Origin of the sequence: Micromonospora sp. WMMD975 (genome assembly GCF_029581215.1) — a bacterium.
Lineage (GTDB): Bacteria > Actinomycetota > Actinomycetes > Mycobacteriales > Micromonosporaceae > Micromonospora.
In genome coordinates this window covers 1410231-1431194 of record NZ_CP120739.1, presented here as the reverse complement: position 1 = coordinate 1431194, position 20964 = coordinate 1410231, and the positions used below count along the sequence as shown (strand labels likewise).

Below are 20964 nucleotides of genomic sequence, written 5' to 3'. Positions count from 1 at the left end.
CGGCTCACTCCTCGCGCTCACGCGAACACCTCGCCCGCGGCGACCCGGGCGCCGCGCGCCCAGTCGCCGGCCGACATGGCCTTCTTGCCGGCCGCCCGCACCTCGCCGAGCCGCACCGGCCCGGTGGCGGTGCCCACCAGCACCTGGGACTTCTCCACCAGCAACTCACCCGGCTTCAACTCGGGGCCGTTCGCCAGCGGGGTGACCGGGCCGAGCTTGACCCGGTCGTCGCGGAACATGGTCCACGGGCCGGGTGCCGGCATGCACGCGCGCACCCGCCGGTCGACCGCGAACGCCGGGTCGGTCCAGCGGATCCGTGCGTCCTCCACGGTCAGCTTCGGCGCCAGGGACACCCCGTCGGCCGGCTGCGGCTCGGCCCGGGCGGTGCCGGCGCCGATCGCGTCGAGCACCGCGACCAGCAGCCCGGCGCCGGAGTGGGCGAGCCGTTCCAGCAGGTCGCCGGAGGTGTCCGCGGGCCGGATCTCGTCGGTGACGGTGCCGAAGACCGGACCGGTGTCCAGCCCCGCCTCCAGCTGGAAGACGCTGGCCCCGGTCAGCTCGTCGCCGTGCAGCACGGCGTGCTGCACCGGCGCCGCGCCCCGCCACGCGGGCAGCAGCGAGAAGTGCAGGTTGACCCACCCGTGTCGGGGGATCTCCAGCGCCGCCGGCGGCACCAGCGCGCCGTAGGCGACCACGGGCACGCAGTCCGGCGCGAGCGCACGCAACCGGTCGAGGAACTCCGGCTCACGCGGACGGGCCGGGGTGAGCACCTCGACGCCGCGCTCGTCCGCCCACGCGCCGACCGGCGAGCGGACCAGGCCCCGACCGCGCCCGGCCGGGGCGTCCGGACGGGTCACCACGGCGAGCAGCTCGTGGCCGGAGGCGGCGATCGCGTCCAGGGCCGGCACGGCGACCCCGGGCGTGCCGGCGAAGACCAGACGCATCCGGGTCACCGCCCCAGGCCGAACGGGTTGTGGAGAACGTGCGGGCTCACCTTCACCGTGGGCGGGTCGGCCTGGTCGTACCACTCGGCCTGGCGGATCGCCTTCATGGCCTCCTTGCGGCCGGCCGGGTCGAGCCGGTCGACGAAGAGCACCCCGTCGAGGTGGTCGGTCTCGTGTTGCAGGCAACGGGCCATCAGGCCGGTGCCGACGATCTGCATCGGGTCGCCGTGGGCGCTGAAACCCTTCGCGATCACGTTCTGCCGGCGTTTGGTGTCGAAGTAGAGGCCGGGGATGGACAGGCAGCCCTCCGGGCCGTCCTGCTCCTCGGCGTCGGGGAACTCCAGCACCGGGTTGACCAGATGGCCGAGCATGTCGTCCACGTCGAAGGTGAACACCCGAAGGCCCACCCCGAGCTGCGGCGCGGCCAGTCCGGCGCCGCCCTGCTCACGCATCGTGTCGGTCAGGTCGGCGACCAGCTTGCGCAGCTCGGCGTCGAAGTCGACCACCGGGTCGGCCGGCGTGCGCAGCACCGGATCGCCGAACAGACGGATGGGCTGAACGGTCACGCGGCGGGACTCCTTGTCTGGGACGGCTGGTGCGCCCCCAGTCTACGGAGTCGGCCCGAGGGCCCCGGGCGGCGTACCGGCAACGGTGACCGGGGCCGCCTCGCGCCCCGGCGTGACCGGCAGCGAGGCGTAACCGCGCAGGGTGAGCCGGACCCGCCGCTCGGGCCGGCCGGCCACCGCCAATCCGGGCAGCCGGCGCAGCAGCAGCGGGAACGCCACCTGCGCCTCCAGCCGGGCCAGCGCCGCGCCGAGGCAGTAGTGCGGCCCGGCGCCGAAGGACAGCGGATGGACCTGTGGCCGCCACGGGTCGAAGCGCTCCGGCTTCGGATAGCGGCGCGGGTCCCGGTTCGCCGCGCCGAGCGACACCATGATCCAGCTCTCGGTGGGCAGGTCGACCCCGCCGTGCCGGGACGGCGCGGTGCTCATCCGCGAGGTGAGCTGCACCGGCGAGTCGTAGCGCAGCAGCTCGTCGACGTACGCGGGAGCGAACTCCGGACGCTCGCGCAGCGTCGCCGCCGCGCCCGGATGGTCGAGCAGCGCCACCAGGCCGTTGCCGAGCAGGTTCGTGGTGGTCTCGAAACCGGCCACCAGCAGCACGATCAGGTTGGCCAGCAGCTCGTCACCGGAGAGCCGATCGCCGTCGCCCTCGTGCGCCTGGACCAGCGCGGTGGTCAGGTCGTCGGCGGGGGCCCGGCGGCGGGCCGCCACCAGCTCGGTGAAGTAGGCGCGCAGCTCGCCCGCGCCCCGGTCGGCCACCGCCAGCTCCTCGGGCGTGATCTCCGGCTCCAGCACGTTCGTCAGGTCGGTCGCCCAGCGCCGGAACAGCGGCCGGTCCGACGCCGGCACGCCGAGCAGCGCGCAGATCACCGCGACCGGCAGCGGGTACGCGAACCCGGCCATGAAGTCGACGGGTGCCCCGTCCCGGCCACCGGCCACCATCGCGTCGACAAGTTCGCCGGCCTGTGCCTCAACCACCTGGCGCATGGCGGCGATCCGGCGTGGGGTGAACGTACCGGCGGCGAGCCGGCGCATCCGGCTGTGGTCGGGCGGGTTGGTGCGCAGCATCGACCGGGAGATCGACATCATCGCCGGGCTCTCCCGCCAACCGGGCAGGAACCTCTCGCGCAGCTCGTCGTCCATCACGCCGAAGCGGGGATCGCGCAGGATCGCGTCGGCCTCGGCGTACCCGGTGACCACGTAGAAGACCGGTCCGGCCTGGACCACCGGACCATGCGCCCGCAACCGCTCGTACGTCGGGTAGGGATCGACCCGGCCCGCCGGTGACAGCAGCAGCGCGAGGGCGTCGGCAGGATCCACGGTCGGGCCTCCCCGGGCGTCGGAGAACCCCATCATGCCCCCGCGCCGCCGGATCGGTCGATCCCCACGCGCGGGGGCGGGGTCGGGTCAGACGCCTGCGCCGGCCTCCCCGGCCAGCACCGCGCCGCCGCCGAGCAGGGCGTGCTCGGGCAGCGGCAGCGTGATGCTGTGCGCGTCCTCCCAGTCGTGGATCAGGGTCGGCCGGGCCTGGGCGGCGAAGAAGTCGGCCGCGCTCATCCCGCCGACCACCGGCTCCTCCACCTCGGCGACCAGCCGGGCGGCGACCATCGGGAGGCCGCCGCGCACCGCCGCGCTGAGCCGCCGGTGCCCGTCGACCACGAAGAAGTATTCCCCGGTGTAGCCGATGCTCAGCGGTTCCATCGCCTCGGCGTCGGTCGCGGTCGCCTCGCCGGCGTGCTCCAGGTCCCAGAGACCGCGCAACGTGGCCACGTCCTCGGTGGGGTAGACCCGGGTCGGGTCGAGCAGCAGCAGCGGCTGGCCGGCGCGCAGCACACCGGCGCCGAGCCGGCCCTCGTAGACGTCGACGACGTGCTGGATCACCTGCTCCGGGGTGGCCCGGGTGGTGTCGCAGATCAGGTCGTAGTTGCGCAGCCGGGCCTTGTCCACGCCGTACCGGACGATGAAGCGGTTGCGCTCGCTCTCGCTGCGCTCGCGCAGCTTGGCCCGCGCCTCCTCAAGCGAGGTGTAGCTCTCGGCCGGGCCGGACGGCCGGGCGAGCACCCGCCGGGCCGCCTCGGTCGGCTCGGTGATCATGTGCACCTTGAGCGCGTCGGTGAAGAAGTGCCAGGCCAGGCGGGAGTCCATCACCAGCGACTCGCCGGAGGCGGCGATGTCCCGCTGGAGCTGGTCGACGTAGCCGTCGACGGCCTGGTCCAGCTCGGCGTGCAGGTTGAGCTGGAGCGCGGTCATCTGCCGCTCCTGCGCCATCTGGCGGTAGAGGTCGCCGACGCTGACCCGGCGCAGCCCCAGCCGCTTGGCGATCTCGACGGAAACGGTGCTCTTGCCGCTGCCGAGATCACCGTTGAAGACGATCGACTGACGAACGGTCACGACTGGTCCACCCCTGCTCACCGGCTGACTGACGACATCGAATCCGTGTGGCCCGACGTGCCCGGAGCACCCGCCGCGCCGCGTCCCGTGCGGAAAATTCGCACGACTGGGCATGACGGGCGATGCTATCACCGCGCGCTGTCCAACTGCCGGACCAGGTGTGCGCCAAACCCCAGCTCACGACCGTGTGCGAGGAGCCGGACGCGCTCGGTGACGGCACCCCTCAGAACAGGCTGAGCGGGTCGACCTGAAGCCGGACCGGGTCGGCCGCCTTGCGGGCGCTGCGCTGCCCGGCCGCGGCGTGCAGCGCGCCGGCCAGGTCGGCGGCCCGGGCCCGCGGCACCCGGACCAGCATCCGCTCCCGGCCGTCGTCGGCCGGCACCGGCCCGAGGATCTCCGCGTCGTCCGGCAGCCCCGCGCCGGCCAGCAGGTCGGCCACCGCCTCGGCCGCGCCGGTGACGCTTGCCATCCGCACCGCCGGCGGGAAACCCAGCTCGCGGCGCTCGGCCAGCTCCCGCGCCGCGAACCAGGCCGCGTCCCAGCGCAGCAGCGCCTGCACCGGGGCGAGCGCGCCGTCGGCCACCACCACCACCCGGCCACCGGCCGCGCCGGGCCGGGCCAGCGCGGCGGCGGTCAGCCACCGGCGCAGCGCCTCCTCGCCGGCCCGCAGGTCGGCCCGGGTCAACAGCGCCCACGAGTCGAGCAGCAGCACCGCGCCGTAGCCGCCCTCGGCGACCGGCTCGGCGCCCGGTGTGGCGATCACCAGCCCGGCGCCGCCGGGCACGGTCGCCAGCACCTCCTCCCGCCCGGAGGTCCGCACCGGCACCCCCGGGAACGCCCGACCCATTTCCTCGGCAGTCCGCCGGGCCCCGGTGACCGAGGCGCGCAGCCGCCGTCCACCGCACTCCGGGCAGGCGTACGCGGCGGCGACCCGACCGCACCACCGGCAGGCGGGTGTGCCCTGCGCCGACGGCAGGCCGAGCGGACCGGCGCAGTGCGGGCAGCGGGCCGGCGCACGGCAGTCGGCGCACGCGACCGAAGGCAGGTAGCCGCGACGGGGCACCTGCACCAGCACCGGCAGGTCGGCGCGAAGCGCGTCCCGGGCCGTGGTCCAGGCCAGGCTGGGCAGCCGGGCGGAGGCCGCGCCGGGGTCCCGGGCCAGCTGCGGGTCGTCGCCGGTGGGCGCCATCGCCGGCATCCGCGCGCGCACGGTGGCCCGGTCGGCGACCACCTCCCGGGCCCACCCGGTCTCCACCAGCAGCTGCCCTTCGGCGGTCCGGGCGAACCCGCCGACCAGGGCCGCCGCGCCGGCCAACTGCGCCCGGGTGAGCAACACCTCGCGGGCGTGCGGGTAGGGCGCCCGAGGCTCGGAGTGCAGGTCGTCCCCGTCGTCCCAGACCGCCACCAGGCCGAGCCGCTCGACCGGGGCGAACATCGCCGCCCGGGTGCCGACCACCACCGGCACCTCGCCCCGGCGGGCGGCCAGGAAGGCACGGTACCGCCGGGACGGGCCGGCGGCGGCGGTGAGGCAGGCGTGCCGGCCGGCGCCCAGCACCGCGGTCAGGGCGGCGTCCAGGCGGTCCAGGTCCCGGCCGTCGGCGACCACCACCACGGCGCCCCGGCCCCCGGCCACGGTCGCCGCCACTGCGTCGGCGTACCGCTCGGCCCAGTCCTCCCCCGGCAGGGCGGACCAGACGGCACGGGGTGCCCGGCCGTCGGCGAGCGCGCGCAGCAGCGCCGGCCCGGCCGGATAGTCCCGCCAGCCCCGCGGATCGACGGCGGGCTCGACCGGTTCGGCCCCCTCGGCCGGCGTGTCGGCGGCGGTGGCGGACTTCTCGGCGCGGGCGTGGCGCGGCGGCACGGCCAGCCGGAGCACGTCGGCCAGGCTGCCGGCGTACCTGTCGGCCACCGCCCGGGCCAGCCGCGCCACCTCCGGGGAGAGCACCGGCACCGGGGAGACGACCTTCTCCAGGTACGCCAGCTTCGGGTGGTCGGACTCGGCGGCGCGCTCCAGCAACCACCCGTCGACGAGCTGACCGGCGAAGCGGACCTTCACCCGGACCCCGGGCCGCGCGTCGACGTCGAGCGTCTCGGGGACCAGGTAGTCGAACGGGCGGTCGAGGTGCGGCAGCGGCACGTCCACGCAGACGCGAGCGACCGGCGACCCCTCGGCGGGTCGCCGGTCGCGGCGCGTGGTGGCGCTCAGGCTCCCGCGGCCGACTTGAGGTCGGCGGCCCGGTCGGTGCCCTCCCAGGTCAGCTCCGCCAGCTCCCGGCCGAAGTGGCCGTACGCGGCGGTCTGCCGGTAGATCGGGCGCAGCAGGTGCAGGTCCCGGATGATGGCGGCCGGACGCAGGTCGAACACCTCGGCGACAGCCTTCTCGATCGAGGCCACCGGCACCGTCTCGGTGCCGAACGTCTCGACGAACAGGCTCACCGGGTGCGCCTTGCCGATCGCGTACGCGACCTGCGCCTCGCACCGCTCGGCCAGCCCGGCGGCGACCACGTTCTTGGCCACCCACCGCATCGCGTACGCGGCCGACCGGTCCACCTTCGACGGGTCCTTGCCGGAGAACGCGCCGCCGCCGTGCCGGGCGTACCCGCCGTAGGTGTCCACGATGATCTTCCGGCCGGTCAGCCCGGCGTCACCCATCGGGCCGCCGATCTCGAACCGCCCGGTCGGGTTCACCAGCAGCCGGTAGCCGCCGGTGTCCAGCCCCAGACCCTCCAGCTCCGGCGCGATCACGTGCTCCCGCACGTCCGGCGTGAGCAGCGACTCCAGCGAGATGTCCGCCGCGTGCTGGCTGGACACCACCACCGTGTTCAGCCGCACCGGCCGCAGCCCGTCGTACTCGATGGTCACCTGGGTCTTGCCGTCCGGCCGCAGATAGGGGATCGTGCCGTCCTTGCGCACCTGGGACAGCCGGCGGGCCAGCCGGTGCGCGAGCGCGATCGGCAACGGCATCAGCTCGGGCGTCTCGGAGCAGGCGAAGCCGAACATCATGCCCTGGTCGCCGGCGCCCTGCGCGTCGAGCGCGCTCTCCGAGCCGCCGGTACGCAGCTCGAACGCGTTGTCCACGCCCTGGGCGATGTCCGGCGACTGCGCGCCGATGGACACGCTCACCCCGCAGGAGGCGCCGTCGAAGCCCTTCTTCGACGAGTCGTAGCCGATCCCGAGGATGGTCTCCCGCACGATGGTCGGGATGTCGGCGTACGCCTTCGTGGTCACCTCGCCGGCGACGTGCACCTGGCCGGTGGTGATCAACGTCTCGACCGCGACCCGGCTGTGCGGGTCCTGTTCGAGCAGCGCGTCGAGAATGCCGTCGCTGATCTGGTCGGCGATCTTGTCCGGGTGGCCTTCCGTGACCGATTCGGACGTGAACAGACGTGTCACGGCACTCCTAAGCATGTGAAGACTTTTAAAGGTCGCTCGGCGGCAGTTTAGTCGTCCCCGTCGCACTGTGAGTGCGGGAACGCCAGCCGACCAACTCTCAGGACGGTAGGTCGAGTCGAGCGGCCACGAGGTCCCAGACGGCGTCGGCCAGGGCCTCCTTGGGCTGTTCGGTGAGCCGGTGGACGGCTCCGTCGGCGCCGATCACGGTGGCCGCGTTGGTCTCCGCGCCGAAGACCTTGTCGACACCGACCTCGTTGACCACGATCAGGTCGGCGCGCTTGCGGGCCAGCTTGGCGCGGCCGTTGGCCTCGGCGTCGTGGGTCTCCGCGGCGAACACCACGAGCACCTGCCCGGGCCGACGGCGCCGGCCCAGCTCGGCGGCGATGTCGGGGTTGGTGACCAGCTCGATGGTCGGCGCGACACCGTCCTCCGACTTCTTGATCTTCCCGGTCGCGTAGGTGGCCGGGCGGAAGTCGGCCGGCGCGGCGGCCATCACCACGGCGTCCGCGTCGGCGGAGGCCGTGAGCGTCGCCGTGCGCAACTCCTCGGTGGTGCCCACCCGGACCAGGTCCACCCCGGCCGGGTCGGCGAGCGTCACGTTGGCGGCGACGAGCGTCACCCGGGCGCCCCGGGCCACGGCGGCACGGGCGAACGCGTACCCCTGCTTGCCGGAGGACCGGTTGCCCAGATAGCGGACCGGGTCGAGGGGCTCGCGGGTGCCGCCGGCGGTGACCACCACGTGCCGGCCGGACAGGTCGGCCGGGGCGTCCACGCCCCGGGCCAGCGCCCGGCGGGCGACCGCGAAGATCTCCGCCGGATCGGGCAGCCGACCCTTGCCGGTGTCCCGCCCGGTCAGCCGACCGACCGCCGGCTCGATCACCCGGACGCCCCGCGACCGCAGCGTGGCCACGTTGGCCGAGGTGGCCGGGTGCTCCCACATCTCGGTGTGCATGGCCGGCGCGAGCACCACCGGGCACCGCGCGGTCAGCAGCGTGTTGGTGAGCAGGTCGTCGGCGAGGCCGTGGGCGGCCTTGGCGAGCAGGTCGGCGGTGGCGGGCGCGACCACGACGAGGTCGGCGTGCTGCCCGAGGCGCACGTGCGGCACCTCGTGCACGTCGGACCAGACGTCGTCGGCGACCGGCTGGCCGGAGAGCGCCGCCCAGGTCGGCGCACCGACGAAGCGGAGCGCCGACGCGGTCGGCACCACCCGGACGCGGTGACCCGACTCGGTGAGGAGCCGGAGCAGCTCACACGCCTTGTAGGCGGCGATGCCGCCGCCGACCCCGAGGACGATCTCGGCGGGCATCGGCGTGGGCGCGGTTACGGCTGGTCGGTCGGCTCGGCGGTGAGCAGGCCGGAGTTGATCTCGCGCATCGCGATGGAGAGCGGCTTCTCCTGCGGGGTGGTCTCCACGAGCGGGCCGACGTACTCCAGGAGGCCCTCACCGAGCTGGCTGTAGTAGGCGTTGACCTGACGGGCGCGCTTGGCAGCGAAGATCACCAGCGCGTACTTCGAGGTGGTCTTCTCGAGCAGCTCGTCGATCGGCGGATTGGTGATGCCCTCGGGGTTGGTGGCGATGGATCCCACGAAATTTGACCTCTGCGTCTCGTGCGCCGCACGGGGGCGGTCGGTGGCCGCTCAACCGCCCGGGGGCGGTCGGGCCGGGGCCAGGAATGACGAACCGAGCAATCCTACCAGCTCGGCCGCCGCACGCTCGGTCCGGTCGTGGGCCACGGCGTGTGCGAAGACGGCCGCGACGGCCGGGTCGGCACGGTACGCGGGCGGCGCGAGCAGCACCAGCCGGGCCTGCGGCACCGCGGTCGCGACGGCGAGCGCGCCGGCCAGGTCAAGCGGCAGCAGCACCGGCCGCCCCTGCGCGAGGCGGGTCCGCACGTCGGCGCGGGGCACCCCCCGGCGGTACGGCCCGATCCGGCACCACTCCAGCAGCTCGCCGGCGTCGACCAGCCGGTCGAAGCCGGCCCGGTCGAGGAAGAGCCGGTCGACGCCGTCGCGCTCGCCGGGCCGGGGCGGGCGGGTGGTGGCGACCACCGGCACCCACACCGACGCAAGGCGCGCCCGGACCAGCTCGACGACACTGCCCCGCCCGGCCCCGGAAGGGCCGGACAGGACAGTGAGCCGAGCCGCCGAGCGCGCCTCGTCATCCGTGCTCACCGCTTGTTTCTACACGGTGGTCCGTTCAGTTGGCGGCGAACTCACCGAGCAGCGCCTTGCGCTGCTGCTCGCCGAGGCCACGCAGGCGACGGCTGTCCGCGATCTTGAGCTTCTCCATGATCTGGGTGGCCCGGATCTTGCCGATGCCCGGCATCGCCTGGAGCACTGCCGAAACCTTCAGCTTGCCCACGACGTCGTCGGACTCGGCCCGCTCAAGGACGGTGGCGAGGGTGGTCTTGCCCTGCTTGAGCTGCTCCTTCAGCTCAGCGCGGGCCTTGCGGATCTCCGCAGCCTTCTCCAGCGCGGCAGCGCGCTGCTCGGGGGTCAGTGACGGGAGCGGCACCAGTTCTCCTCAGGTCCCTAGTACGGCGGGCGGAGCCCCACCGCAGCTGTGAAACGTGGTGTCGCTGGCAACCAAAGGGGTCCGTGGTTCCCAGCGCGGGGAAAACTAGCGGTCAACGGAGCTTTCGGCAACGTGGACGCGCGATGATCAACGTAAAGTGACCGAGCCGTCAGTCAGTCAGGCGGCGCTCAGGGCGGTCCGACACTCGGCCTGCGCGCGCTCGGTGGCGGCCCGTAGGGCGGCCGGCTCGGGCCCCGCACCCAACACCTCCCGGGAGTACGACGGCAACACCGACGGCAGCGCGGCGCCGAAGACCGCGCGTAGTCCGACCGGGGTGCCGCCCTGCGCGCCCATCCCCGGGGCGAGCAGCGGACCGTTGACCGCGGCGAAGTCGTGACCGGTCTCACCGATCGTCGCACCGACCACCAGACCGAAGCTGCCGAGCGGCTCCGCACCCCGGTTGAGCTGGGAAATCTCATCGATCACATGCTGCGCGACGGTGCGCCCGTCGGCCCCGACCGCGCGCTGCACGGCGGCGCCCTCGGGGTTCGAGGTGAGGGCCAGGACGAACACCCCGCTGCCGTGCGCGGCGGCCGTCTCGATCATCGGCGCGAGTGAACCTACTCCCAGGTAGGGGCTCGCGGTGATCGCGTCGACATACAGCGGGTTGGATGGATCGAGGTACGCCGAGGCGTACGCGCGGACGGTCGATCCGATGTCTCCGCGCTTGACGTCGAGGAGAACGAGCGCGCCCGCATTTCGCAACTGTCGGATAGTTGACTCAAGCACGCCGACCCCGCGCGCGCCGTAGCGCTCGAAGAACGCCGACTGCGGCTTGACCACGGCGACCCGGTCGCCGATCGCCTCCACCACGGTGCGGCTGAACCGCTCCAGCCCGTCCACGTCGTCGGGCAGCCCCCAATCGGCCAGCAGGCCCGGGTGCGGGTCGATGCCCACGCAGAGCGGACCGCGCTCCGCCATGGCCCGGTGCAGTCGGGTGCCGAACGTCTCCATCACGTCTCTCCTTCTCCCGGCGGCCTCGACCGCCTCCGTGTCACCGCGACGGGCCTCCCGTCGCGTCAGGTCGTCACGGCCGGGCTCAGCCGGCCTTCACCGCCGCGGCCACGCCGGCCGCGATCCGGGCCACGTCGGTGTCGTCACAGACGTACGGCGGCATGGTGTAGACGAGATCCCGGAACGGGCGCAGCCACACCCCCTCGGCCACCGCGGCGGCGGTGGCCGACGGCAGATCCACCTCGTGGTCGAGCTGCACCACACCGATCGCGCCGAGCACCCGTACGTCGGCCACCCCCGGGGCGTCGCGTAACGGCGCCAGGCCGGCCCGCAGCCCCTCGGCGATCCCCGCCACCCGGCCGGCCCAGTCACTGGCCCGCAGGAGGCTCAGGGAGGCGTTGGCGACCGCGCAGGCGAGCGGGTTGCCCATGAACGTCGGCCCGTGCGCCAGCACCCCGTCGGCGGAGATCGCGGCGGCCACCTCCCGGGTGCAGAGCGCCGCGGCCAGCGTGAGGTAGCCGCCGGTGAGCGCCTTGCCGACGCAGAGCACGTCCGGCGTGACGCCGGCGTGCTCGGCGGCGAACATCCGCCCGGTCCGGCCGAAGCCGGTGGCGATCTCGTCGAAGACCAGCAGGATGCCGTGGCGCCGGGTCACCTCGCGCAGCACCCGCAGGTAGTGCGGGTGGTGGAACCGCATCCCGCCGGCGCCCTGCACCACCGGCTCCACGATCACCGCGGCCAGTTCGTCGGCGTGCCGCTCGACGGCGTCGGAGAGCGCCGCCTCGTACGCCGGGTCCGGCGGGGTGTCGAAGCCGGCCGGCGGCAGCGGCGCGAACACCTGCCGGGGCAGCACGTCGCCCCAGAGGTGGTGCATGCCGCCCTCCGGGTCGCAGACGCTCATCGGGTGGAACGTGTCGCCGTGGTAGCCGCCCCGCCAGGTGCCCAGCCGGCGGCGCTCCGGGCGCCCCACGGCGCGCTGGTACTGGAGGCACATCTTCACCGCGACCTCGACGCTGACCGAGCCGGAGTCGGCCAGGAAGACGTGCTCCAGGCCGTCCGGGGCCAGCTCGACGAGCGTCTCGGCCAGGCGTACCGCGGGCTCGTGGGTGAGCCCGCCGAACATCACGTGGCTCATCCGGCCGAGCTGGTCGGTCACCGCGGCGTCGAGCACCGGGTGCCGGTAGCCGTGGATCGCCGCCCACCACGACGACATGCCGTCGACCAGCTCCCGCCCGTCGGCCAGCCGCAGCCGTACGCCCTCGGCGCTGCGCACCACGAGCGGCGGGCTGGCCGGCGGCAGCGCCGCGTACGGGTGCCAGACGTGCCGGCGGTCGGCGGCGAGGATCTCCTCGGGCGTCACGGCTGCTCCTTCGTGGGGTGCGCCCGGTCCGGTCAGCGTCCGGCGACCGCCCGGACGGTTGACCGGACCAGGGCCGGGCCCCGGTAGATGAATCCGGTGTAGAGCTGGACCAGGTCGGCGCCGGCGTCGAACATCCGGGTCGCGTCGTCCGGGTCGAGGATGCCGCCGACGCCGATCACCGGCAGCCGTCCCCCGGTCTCCCGGTGCACGAACCCGACCAGTTCCCGGGCCCGCCCGGTCAGCGGCCGGCCGGACAGGCCACCGGCTTCGGCGCCGCGCGCCCGGTCGGCCGGGGCGAGCCCGTCCCGGCCGAGTGTGGTGTTGGTGGCGATGACGCCGGCCGCGCCCCGGTCGAGGCAGACCTCCAGCAGCTCGGCGACGGCGGCCTCGGTGAGGTCCGGGGCGATCTTCACCAGCACCGGCTTCTCGCCGACCAGCGCGGCGAGCAGCGCGTCCAGGTGGGAACGGTCCTGAAGCGACCGCAGGCCCGGGGTGTTCGGTGAGGACACGTTCACCGCGAAGTAGTCGCCGTGGTCGGCAAGCGCCCGGTAGGAGGCGAGGTAGTCCTCGACGGCGTCGTCCAGCGGGGTCACCTTGGACTTGCCGAGCGAGATGCCGAGCGGCACGCCGAGCGGGCGCGGCAGCGCCGCCAGCCGGGCCGCCAGGGCGGGCGCGCCGGCGTTGTTGAACCCCATCCGGTTGATCACGGCCTCGCTGTCGGGCAGCCGGAACAGCCGGGGCCGGGGGTTGCCCGGTTGGGCGTGCGCGGTCACGGTGCCGACCTCGACGAAGCCGAAGCCCAGCGCCGGCCAGGCGGGCAGCGCGACCCCGTTCTTGTCCATCCCGGCCGCCAGCCCGACCGGGTTGGGAAACCGCACCCCGAACACGGTGCGCGGCGAAGCCCGAAAATAGACCCGCCGCAACGCGGCCAACGCCGCACCCCGCCGAGAAACCCCCGCAAGCCGCCCGAGCGTCCACTCGTGCGCCACTTCCGCGTCCCCACCCCCAAGGGCAAAGAGCCGGGGCCGCACCACCTTCTCAAACATCACCCCGCACCCCCCGGTCCGGTGATCATGAAGTTGACGGCGGCGGCGGAGATCCACATCGCCGCCAACTTCATGATCGCCGGGCACTTCGACGCGGACGTGCGGGTGGTCACTCGTTGGCCCGGAGGGCGGCGTGCAGGTCCTGGAGGGGGCGGACCCGGAGGTCGCCGTTGATGCGCGCCTCGATGCCCATCACCGCCGCCGCGGCGCCGGGGACCGTGGTGACGCAGGGGATGTCCGCCATGACGGCGGCGCTGCGGATCTCGTAGCCGTCCGAGCGGGCACTCGCCCCGGACCCCTGCGGTGTGTTCACCACGAGCGCCACGTCGCCGCCGAGGATCAGCGAGACCGCGTCCGCGCCCGCACCCGCCTCGTAGTGCTTGCGGATCTGCTCGCAGGCGATACCGTGCCGGCGCAGCACCTCGGCCGTGCCGGTGGTGGCGACGATCTCGAAACCCAGATCGGCCAGGCGCTTGATCGGGAAGATCATGCCGCGCTTGTCCCGGTTCGCCACCGACACGAAGATCTTCCCGGTGGTGGGCAGCGACCCGTATGCGGCGGCCTGCGACTTGGCGAACGCCTGACCGAAGCCGGTGTCGATGCCCATCACCTCGCCGGTGGAACGCATCTCCGGGCCGAGCAGCACGTCGATGCCCTTGCCCGACGGGGTCCGGAACCGCTTGAACGGCAGCACCGCCTCCTTGACCGCGATCGGCGCGTCCGGCGGCATGCTGCCGCCGTCCCCGGTCGGCGGCAGCATCCCCTCGGCGCGCAAGTCGGCGATGGTGGCGCCGAGCGCGATCCGGGCCGCCGCCTTGGCCAACGGCACCGCCGTCGCCTTCGAGACGAACGGCACGGTGCGGGACGCGCGCGGGTTGGCCTCCAACACATAGAGCAGGTCGCCCTGGAGCGCGTACTGGACGTTGAGCAGGCCGCGTACCCCGACGCCGCGGGCGATCGCCTCGGTGTAGCGGCGCACCTCGGCCAGGTGCGAGCCGGCCAGCGTGATCGGCGGCAGCGCGCAGGACGAGTCGCCGGAGTGGATGCCGGCCTCCTCGATGTGCTCCATCACGCCACCCAGGTAGACGTCGCCGTCCGCGTCGACGAGCGCGTCCACGTCGATCTCGATGGCGTCGTCGAGGAAGCGGTCCACGAGCACCGGGTGGTCGGGCGAGATGTCGGTGGCCCGGCCGATGTAGTCGCGCAGCGTGGGATCGTCGTAGACGATCTCCATGCCCCGGCCGCCGAGCACGTACGAGGGCCGGACCAGCACCGGATATCCGATCTCGTCGGCGATCGCCTTCGCCTCGTCGTACGAGGTGGCCATGCCGTGCGCGGGCGCGCGCAGCCCGGCCCGGGCCAGCACCGCGCCGAACGCGCCCCGCTCCTCGGCCAGGTGGATCGACTCCGGCGAGGTGCCGACGACCGGCACGCCCGCGTCCTTGAGCCGCTGGGCCAGGCCGAGCGGGGTCTGACCGCCGAGCTGCACCACCACCCCGACCACGCCGGGACCACCGGCCGCCCGGCCGGACGAGTCCTCGGCGTGCCAGACCTCCAGCACGTCCTCGAACGTCAGCGGCTCGAAGTAGAGCCGGTCGGCGGTGTCGTAGTCGGTGGAGACGGTCTCCGGGTTGCAGTTGACCATCACCGTCTCGTAACCGACGCCTTCGGCGCCGGAACCGGACCCGGCGGCTGTGCCGATCGGCGCGCTTCGCAGCGCCTGAACCGCGTGCACGCACGAGTAGTCGAACTCGATGCCCTGTCCGATCCGGTTCGGCCCGGAGCCGAGGATGAGCACCTTCGGCCGGGCCGAGGGCGCCACCTCGGTCTCGGTGTCGTACGTCGAGTAGTGGTAGGGCGTGGTCGCCTCGAACTCGGCCGCGCAGGTGTCCACCGTCTTGTAGACCGGCCGGATCCCCAGCCGGTGCCGCAGCGTGCGGACGCCGTCCTCGGCGGCCAGCTCGGGTCGCAGCGCGGCGAGCTGCCGGTCGGACAGGCCGGCCCGCTTGGCCCGCCGCAGCAGCGCGGCGTCGAGCACCGGGGCGCCGGCGATCTCGGCCCGCAGCTCGACCAGCGCGGCGATCTGGTCCAGGAACCACGGGTCCATGCCACCGGACGCCTCGGCCACCTCGGCGATCGACGCGCCCAGGCGCAGCGCCCGCTCGACGGTGTAGAGCCGGCCGTCGTGCGGCACCCGCAGCGCGGCGAGCGTGTTCTCCCGGGTCGCCCCCGCCGGGTCGGGGGTGGTCCAGAAGCCCGACGCCTTGGTTTCCATCGAGCGCATCGCCTTGTTCAGCGCCTCGGAGAAGTTGCGGCCCAGGCTCATCGCCTCCCCCACCGACTTCATCGTGGTGGTCAGCTCCGGATCGGCGCCGGGGAACTTCTCGAACGCGAACCGGGGGATCTTCACCACCACGTAGTCGAGCGTCGGCTCGAACGCGGCGGGCGTCCTGAGCGTGATGTCGTTGGGGATCTCGTCAAGCGTGTAGCCGACCGCGAGCTTCGCGGCGATCTTGGCGATCGGGAAGCCGGTGGCCTTCGACGCCAGCGCCGAGGAACGCGACACCCGCGGGTTCATCTCGATCACCACGATCCGGCCGTCGGCCGGGTTGACCGCGAACTGGATGTTGCAGCCGCCGGTGTCCACCCCGACCTCGCGCAGCACCGCGATGCCGAGGTCACGCAGCCGCTGGTACTCCCGGTCGGTCAGCGTCATGGCCGGCGCGACCGTGACGCTGTCCCCGGTGTGTACGCCCATCGGGTCGACGTTCTCGATCGAGCAGACCACCACCACGTTGTCGTGCCGGTCGCGCATCAGCTCCAGCTCGTACTCCTTCCAGCCGAGCACGCTCTCCTCGATCAGCACCTCGTGCACCGGGCTGGCGGCCAGTCCCGTGCCGGCGATCCGGTCGAGGTCCGCGTCGGTGTGCGCCATCCCGGAACCGAGGCCGCCCATGGTGAACGACGGCCGGATGACCACCGGCAGGCCCAGCTCGGCGACCGTCTCACGCACCTCGTCCATGGAGTGGCAGACCCGCGAGCGCGGGGTCAGCGCGGCCGGGTCCTCGACGCCGAGGCGTACGCCGGCCTTGGCCACGATCTCCTTGAACAGCTGCCGGTCCTCGCCCCGGTTGATCGCCTCGATGTTCGCGCCGATCAGCTCGACGCCGTACTTCTCCAGCACGCCCGCGGAGTGCAGCGCGACCGCGGTGTTCAACGCGGTCTGCCCGCCCAGGGTGGGCAGCAGCGCGTCCGGGCGTTCCCTGGCGATGACCAGCTCGACGAATTCGGGGGTGATCGGCTCGACGTACGTGGCGTCGGCGAACTCCGGATCCGTCATGATCGTCGCCGGGTTGGAGTTGACCAGGCTGACCCGGATCCCCTCGCTGCGCAGCACCCGACACGCCTGGGTGCCCGAGTAGTCGAACTCGCAGGCCTGTCCGATCACGATCGGCCCCGAGCCGATCACCAGGACGTGCTTCAGGTCGGTCCGCTTAGGCATTCTTTCCGCCTTCGATGAGCTCCGCGAAGCGGTCGAACAGGTAGTCCGCGTCGTGCGGGCCGGCCGCCGCCTCCGGGTGGTACTGGACGGTGAAGGCGGGCACGTCCTCGGCCCGCAGCCCCTCGACCACGTTGTCATTGAGGCACACATGGGAGACCCGGACGCCGCCGAAGTCGGTGTCGACCACCTGGTCGGGCACCACCGCTCCGTCTCCGGCGCCCGGCACCCGCACCGCGAAGCCGTGGTTGTGGCTCGTCACCTCCACCTTGCCGGTGGCCCGGTCGAGCACCGGCTGGTTGATGCCGCGGTGGCCGTACCCGAGCTTGTAGGTGCCGAAGCCGAGCGCCCGGCCGAGGATCTGGCTGCCGAAGCAGATGCCGAACAGCGGGATCCGGCGGGTGAGCACCTCCCGCGCGAGGGCCACCGGGACGTCGGCGGTCGCCGGGTCGCCCGGGCCGGGCGAGAGGAACACCGCGTCCGCGCCGGTGGCGAGCAGGTCGTCGATGGTCGAGTCGGCGGGCAGCACGTGGGTGGTGACCCCGCGCGCGGCGAGCCGGCGCGGCACGTTGCGCTTGATGCCCAGGTCCAGCGCGGCCACCGTGAACCGGTGTTCGCCCACCGCCTCGACCACGTACGGCTTCGCGGTGGTCACCTCGGCGGACAGGTCCGCGCCGACCATCGACGGCGCGCGGCGGACCCGCTCCAGCAGGGCGTCCGGGTCGTCGTCGACACTGGAGACGCCGACCCGCATCGCGCCGCGCTCGCGCAGGTGCCGGGTCAGCGCCCGGGTGTCCACGCCGCTGATGCCGACCACGCCCTCGGCGGCGAGCCGGTCCTCCAGGCCGCCGGTGGCCCGCCAGTTGGAGCTGATCCGGGCCGGGTCGCGCACCACGTAGCCCGCCACCCAGATCCGGCCGGACTCGTCGTCGGAGCCGTTCACGCCGGTGTTGCCGATGTGCGGGGCGGTCTGCACCACCACCTGGCGGTGGTAGGAGGGGTCGGTGAGCGTCTCCTGGTAGCCGGTCATGCCGGTGTTGAAGACCGCCTCGCCGAAGGTCTCCCCGACGCTGCCGTACGCCTCGCCGTGGAACGTGCGCCCGTCCTCCAGGACGAGGATCGCGTTTCTCCGCCTACTGCTCACTGCGCCCGCCTTCCGTTCGCGACTGCGGGACTCCGCTGCGCTGCGTTCCTCGCGCTCACTTGACAGCCTTTCCGTCCAGAACCGTCGGCTCGCCGCGCAGGAAGGTCGCCACGATGCGACCCGGCAGCGTCATGCGGGCGTACGGGGTGTTGCGACTGCGGCTGGCCAGCTCGGCCGGCTCGATCACGCGCCGGGCGGCCGGGTCGACCAGGGTCAGGTTGGCCGGCACGCCGGGCGCCGGGTCGAGCCCGTGCCCGGCCAGCCCGGCGATCCGGGCCGGGACCCGCGACATCCGCTCGGCGATCAGGTCCCAGCGCGGGCCGAGCACGTCGAGCGCGATCGAGAGCGCGGTCTCCAGGCCCAGCATGCCGGGCCGGGCGTACGCCCACTCGCACTCCTTGTCCTCCACCGCGTGCGGCGCGTGGTCGGTGGCGATGACGTCGATCACGCCCTCGGCCAGCGCGGCCCGCAGCGCGGCGACGTCCGTGGCGGTACGCAGCGGCGGGTTGACTTTGAAGACCGGGTCGTAGCTGCTCGCTGGGCTCCAGTTGTTCGCGAGTGCGGGGCTCGCAAGCCCACTCCGCCCGCTCACCGCCTCGTCGGTGAGCAGCAGGTGGTGCGGCGTCACCTCGGCGGTCACCCGCACCCCGCGCGACTTGGCCTGCCGCAGCACCTCGACGCTGCCGGCGGTGGAGACGTGGCAGACGTGCAGCCGGCTGCCCACGTGCTCGGCCAGCAGCACGTCCCGGGCGATGATCGCCTCCTCGGCGACCGCCGGCCAGCCGGTCAGCCCGAGCCGGGTGGACACCTCACCCTCGTGCATCTGCGCGCCCTCGGTGAGCCGGGGCTCCTCGGCGTGCTGGGCGATCACCCCGTCGAACGCCTTGACGTACTCCAACGCCCGGCGCATCAGCCGCGGGTCGGCGACGCAGTGCCCGTCGTCGGAGAAGATCCGCACCCGGGCCGCCGAGTCGGCCATCGCGCCCAGCTCGGCCAGGCGCTCGCCGGCCAGCCCGACCGTGACCGCGCCGATCGGCTGCACGTCGACCAGGCCGGCCTCCCGGCCGAGCCGCCACACCTGCTCGACCACGCCGGCGGTGTCGGCGACCGGCGAGGTGTTGGCCATCGCGCAGACCGCGGTGTAGCCGCCGAGCGCCGCCGCCCGGGAGCCGGACTCGACCGTCTCGGCGTCCTCCCGGCCCGGCTCGCGCAGGTGGGTGTGCAGGTCGACCAGGCCGGGCAGCGCGACCAGGCCGGTCGCGTCGACAGTCGTGGCATCGTCGGCGGTCAGGCCGGCGCCGACCTCGGCCACCACGCCGTCGCGGATGAGCAGGTCGGTCGGCTCGCCGTCGAGCACACGGACGTTCCTGATGAGGTACGCGGTCACCGGTTGTTCCCTCCGAGCAGCAGGTAGAGGACGGCCATCCGCACGGAGACCCCGTTGGCGACCTGTTCGACGATGGTGGAGCGGGGCGAGTCGGCCACCTCGGGTGTGATCTCCATGCCCCGGTTCATCGGGCCCGGGTGCATGACGATCGCGTGCTCGGGCAGCCGGCGCATGCGCGGCCCGTCCAGCCCGTACCGGCGGGCGTACTCCCGGGCCGACGGAAAGTAGGAGTCGCTCATCCGCTCCCGCTGCACCCGCAACATCATCACCACGTCCACGTTCGGTGCAACGGTGTCGAGGTCGTAGGAGACGTCGATGCCGGGGGCGAGCGCGGGCGCGATGTCGACCGGGATGAGCGTCGGCGGGCCGACGAGCGTGACCTTCGCGCCGAGCGTGCTGAGCAGCAGCACGTTGGAGCGGGCCACCCGGGAGTGCAGCACGTCGCCGACGATCGCCACGTGCAGGCCGGCGAGCCGGCCCAGGCGGGAGCGCATGGTGTACGCGTCGAGCAGCGCCTGGGTGGGATGCTCGTGGGTGCCGTCGCCGGCGTTGACCACCGACCCGTCCACCCAGTCGGCCAGCCGGTGCGGCGCGCCGGAGGCGGGGTGCCGGACGACCACCGCGTCCGCACCCATCGCCTGGAGGGTGAGCGCGGTGTCCTTCAGGCTCTCCCCCTTGGCCACGCTGGAGCCCTTGGCCGAAAAGTTGATCACGTCGGCGCTGAGTCGCTTGGCGGCCGCCTCGAACGAGATCCGGGTCCGGGTGGAGTCCTCGTAGAAGAGGTTGACCACGGTGCGTCCGCGCAGCGCCGGCAGCTTCTTGACCTCACGGCCGGCCACGGTGGCCATCTCGGCGGCGGTATCAAGCACCAGCGTGGCGGTGTCGGCGTCCAGGTCCGCGCCGGAGAGCAGGTGCCGGATCATGAGAGGTCGCCTCCGTACAGCCGTACCTCGTCCGCGCCGTCGGTCTCGGCGAGGGTGACCTTGACGTTCTCGGCCAGCGCGGTGGGGATGTTCTTGCCCACGTAGTCGGCGCGGATCGGCAGTTGGCGGTGGCCGCGGTCGACCAGGACGGCGAGCTGCACGGAGGCCGGGCGGCCGACGTCGCTGAGCGCGTCGAGCGCGGCCCGCACAGTGCGGCCGGAGAAGAGCACGTCGTCGACGAGCACGACCCGGCGGCCGTCGATCCCGCCCGGCGGCAGGTCGGTCGGGCCGACCGCGCGGGTGGCGTGCCGGCGCAGGTCGTCGCGGTAGAGCGTGATGTCGAGCACGCCCACCGGGACGGTCACGTCCTCGAAGGTGCTGATCCGGGCCGCGAGGCGGCGGGCCAGCGGCACGCCCCGGGTGGGGATGCCGAGCAGCACGGTGTCGGCGGCGCCCTGGGTCTTCTCCAGGATCTGGTGGGCGATGCGGTCGACCACCCGCGAGACGTCGGGTGCGGCGAGGATCACCTTTACCGAGGGTTGTCGCGGCGGCGACGGATGGGCAGCCGGTGGGTAGGCCACGGCGGACCTCCTTCCCCGCCTCACGGGACGGGTCGTTAAAGGACGTCGATCAACTCCCGGCGGACCCTCGACGGGCCCGGACCGGGGCTTCACGCCACGTTACCAGCGGTCATCCGACCCACCGTCGCCGGTCCTGACCTGCCGGTCAGCCCGGAGAAATGTGGACAAGCCAGACCGGCGCCCAGACGTCGTGGACCGTAACAC

Annotated in this window: 18 protein-coding genes; all 18 read right to left on the bottom strand. The window is 73.5% G+C overall.

Translation table 11 applies throughout. From position 1 onward, the window contains the following. Positions 1-17: 17 nt before the first annotated feature. Complete coding sequence (gene fmt, locus O7613_RS06375) at positions 18-944, bottom strand: methionyl-tRNA formyltransferase (RefSeq protein WP_282292716.1); 927 nt, start codon at positions 942-944, stop codon at positions 18-20. A 5-nt stretch (positions 945-949) separates the two neighbouring features. Continuing rightward, positions 950-1510 (bottom strand): peptide deformylase, encoded by a 561-nt coding sequence (gene def, locus O7613_RS06370; protein ID WP_281583716.1) that lies wholly within the window; start codon positions 1508-1510, stop codon positions 950-952. Between the two features lie 42 nt (positions 1511-1552). Beyond that, the gene (locus O7613_RS06365; protein WP_282292713.1) at positions 1553-2827 is read right to left on the bottom strand and encodes a cytochrome P450; all 1275 of its coding nucleotides are present in this window, start codon (positions 2825-2827) and stop codon (positions 1553-1555) included. Positions 2828-2914: 87 nt separating this feature from the next. Next, complete coding sequence (locus O7613_RS06360; RefSeq protein WP_282292711.1) at positions 2915-3898, bottom strand: AAA family ATPase; 984 nt, start codon at positions 3896-3898, stop codon at positions 2915-2917. Positions 3899-4121: 223 nt separating this feature from the next. After that, positions 4122-6104, bottom strand: a complete 1983-nt coding sequence (locus O7613_RS06355) for a primosomal protein N' (RefSeq protein WP_282294489.1) — start codon at positions 6102-6104, stop codon at positions 4122-4124. Beyond that, positions 6101-7306, bottom strand: coding sequence for a methionine adenosyltransferase (gene metK, locus O7613_RS06350; RefSeq protein ID WP_282292710.1), 1206 nt, complete (start codon positions 7304-7306; stop codon positions 6101-6103). The genes O7613_RS06355 and metK overlap by 4 nt, the downstream gene beginning before the upstream one ends. Positions 7307-7388: 82 nt before the next feature. Then, a complete protein-coding gene (gene coaBC / locus O7613_RS06345; protein WP_282292709.1) occupies positions 7389-8597 on the bottom strand; it encodes a bifunctional phosphopantothenoylcysteine decarboxylase/phosphopantothenate--cysteine ligase CoaBC in 1209 nt (402 codons plus the stop codon). A gap of 14 nt (positions 8598-8611) precedes the next feature. Then, positions 8612-8878, bottom strand: coding sequence for a DNA-directed RNA polymerase subunit omega (gene rpoZ, locus O7613_RS06340; RefSeq protein WP_025617742.1), 267 nt, complete (start codon positions 8876-8878; stop codon positions 8612-8614). 51 nt (positions 8879-8929) lie between these two features. Beyond that, positions 8930-9463, bottom strand: a complete 534-nt coding sequence (locus O7613_RS06335; RefSeq protein ID WP_281583721.1) for a guanylate kinase — start codon at positions 9461-9463, stop codon at positions 8930-8932. 25 nt (positions 9464-9488) lie between these two features. After that, the gene (gene mihF / locus O7613_RS06330; protein ID WP_013285515.1) at positions 9489-9806 is read right to left on the bottom strand and encodes an integration host factor, actinobacterial type; all 318 of its coding nucleotides are present in this window, start codon (positions 9804-9806) and stop codon (positions 9489-9491) included. A gap of 177 nt (positions 9807-9983) precedes the next feature. Further along, positions 9984-10820 (bottom strand): orotidine-5'-phosphate decarboxylase, encoded by an 837-nt coding sequence (pyrF, locus tag O7613_RS06325; RefSeq protein ID WP_282292707.1) that lies wholly within the window; start codon positions 10818-10820, stop codon positions 9984-9986. A gap of 85 nt (positions 10821-10905) precedes the next feature. After that, entirely contained in the window at positions 10906-12180 is a 1275-nt protein-coding gene (locus O7613_RS06320) for an adenosylmethionine--8-amino-7-oxononanoate transaminase (RefSeq protein ID WP_282292706.1), read from the bottom strand. Between the two features lie 32 nt (positions 12181-12212). Next, positions 12213-13229, bottom strand: a complete 1017-nt coding sequence (locus tag O7613_RS06315) for a quinone-dependent dihydroorotate dehydrogenase (RefSeq protein WP_281583724.1) — start codon at positions 13227-13229, stop codon at positions 12213-12215. Between the two features lie 106 nt (positions 13230-13335). Further along, complete coding sequence (gene carB / locus O7613_RS06310) at positions 13336-16728, bottom strand: carbamoyl-phosphate synthase large subunit (protein ID WP_282292705.1); 3393 nt, start codon at positions 16726-16728, stop codon at positions 13336-13338. Beyond that, the gene (gene carA, locus O7613_RS06305) at positions 16721-17869 is read right to left on the bottom strand and encodes a glutamine-hydrolyzing carbamoyl-phosphate synthase small subunit (protein WP_282292703.1); all 1149 of its coding nucleotides are present in this window, start codon (positions 17867-17869) and stop codon (positions 16721-16723) included. The genes carB and carA overlap by 8 nt, the downstream gene beginning before the upstream one ends. Positions 17870-17924: 55 nt before the next feature. Beyond that, positions 17925-19256, bottom strand: a complete 1332-nt coding sequence (locus O7613_RS06300; RefSeq protein WP_282292701.1) for a dihydroorotase — start codon at positions 19254-19256, stop codon at positions 17925-17927. Then, positions 19253-20179: an aspartate carbamoyltransferase catalytic subunit gene (locus O7613_RS06295; RefSeq protein WP_281583728.1), complete on the bottom strand. Its 927-nt coding sequence runs from the start codon at positions 20177-20179 to the stop codon at positions 19253-19255. Before O7613_RS06295 ends, O7613_RS06300 begins: the two co-directional genes overlap by 4 nt. Next, complete coding sequence (pyrR, locus tag O7613_RS06290) at positions 20176-20760, bottom strand: bifunctional pyr operon transcriptional regulator/uracil phosphoribosyltransferase PyrR (RefSeq protein ID WP_282292700.1); 585 nt, start codon at positions 20758-20760, stop codon at positions 20176-20178. The genes O7613_RS06295 and pyrR overlap by 4 nt, the downstream gene beginning before the upstream one ends. Positions 20761-20964: the final 204 nt, after the last annotated feature.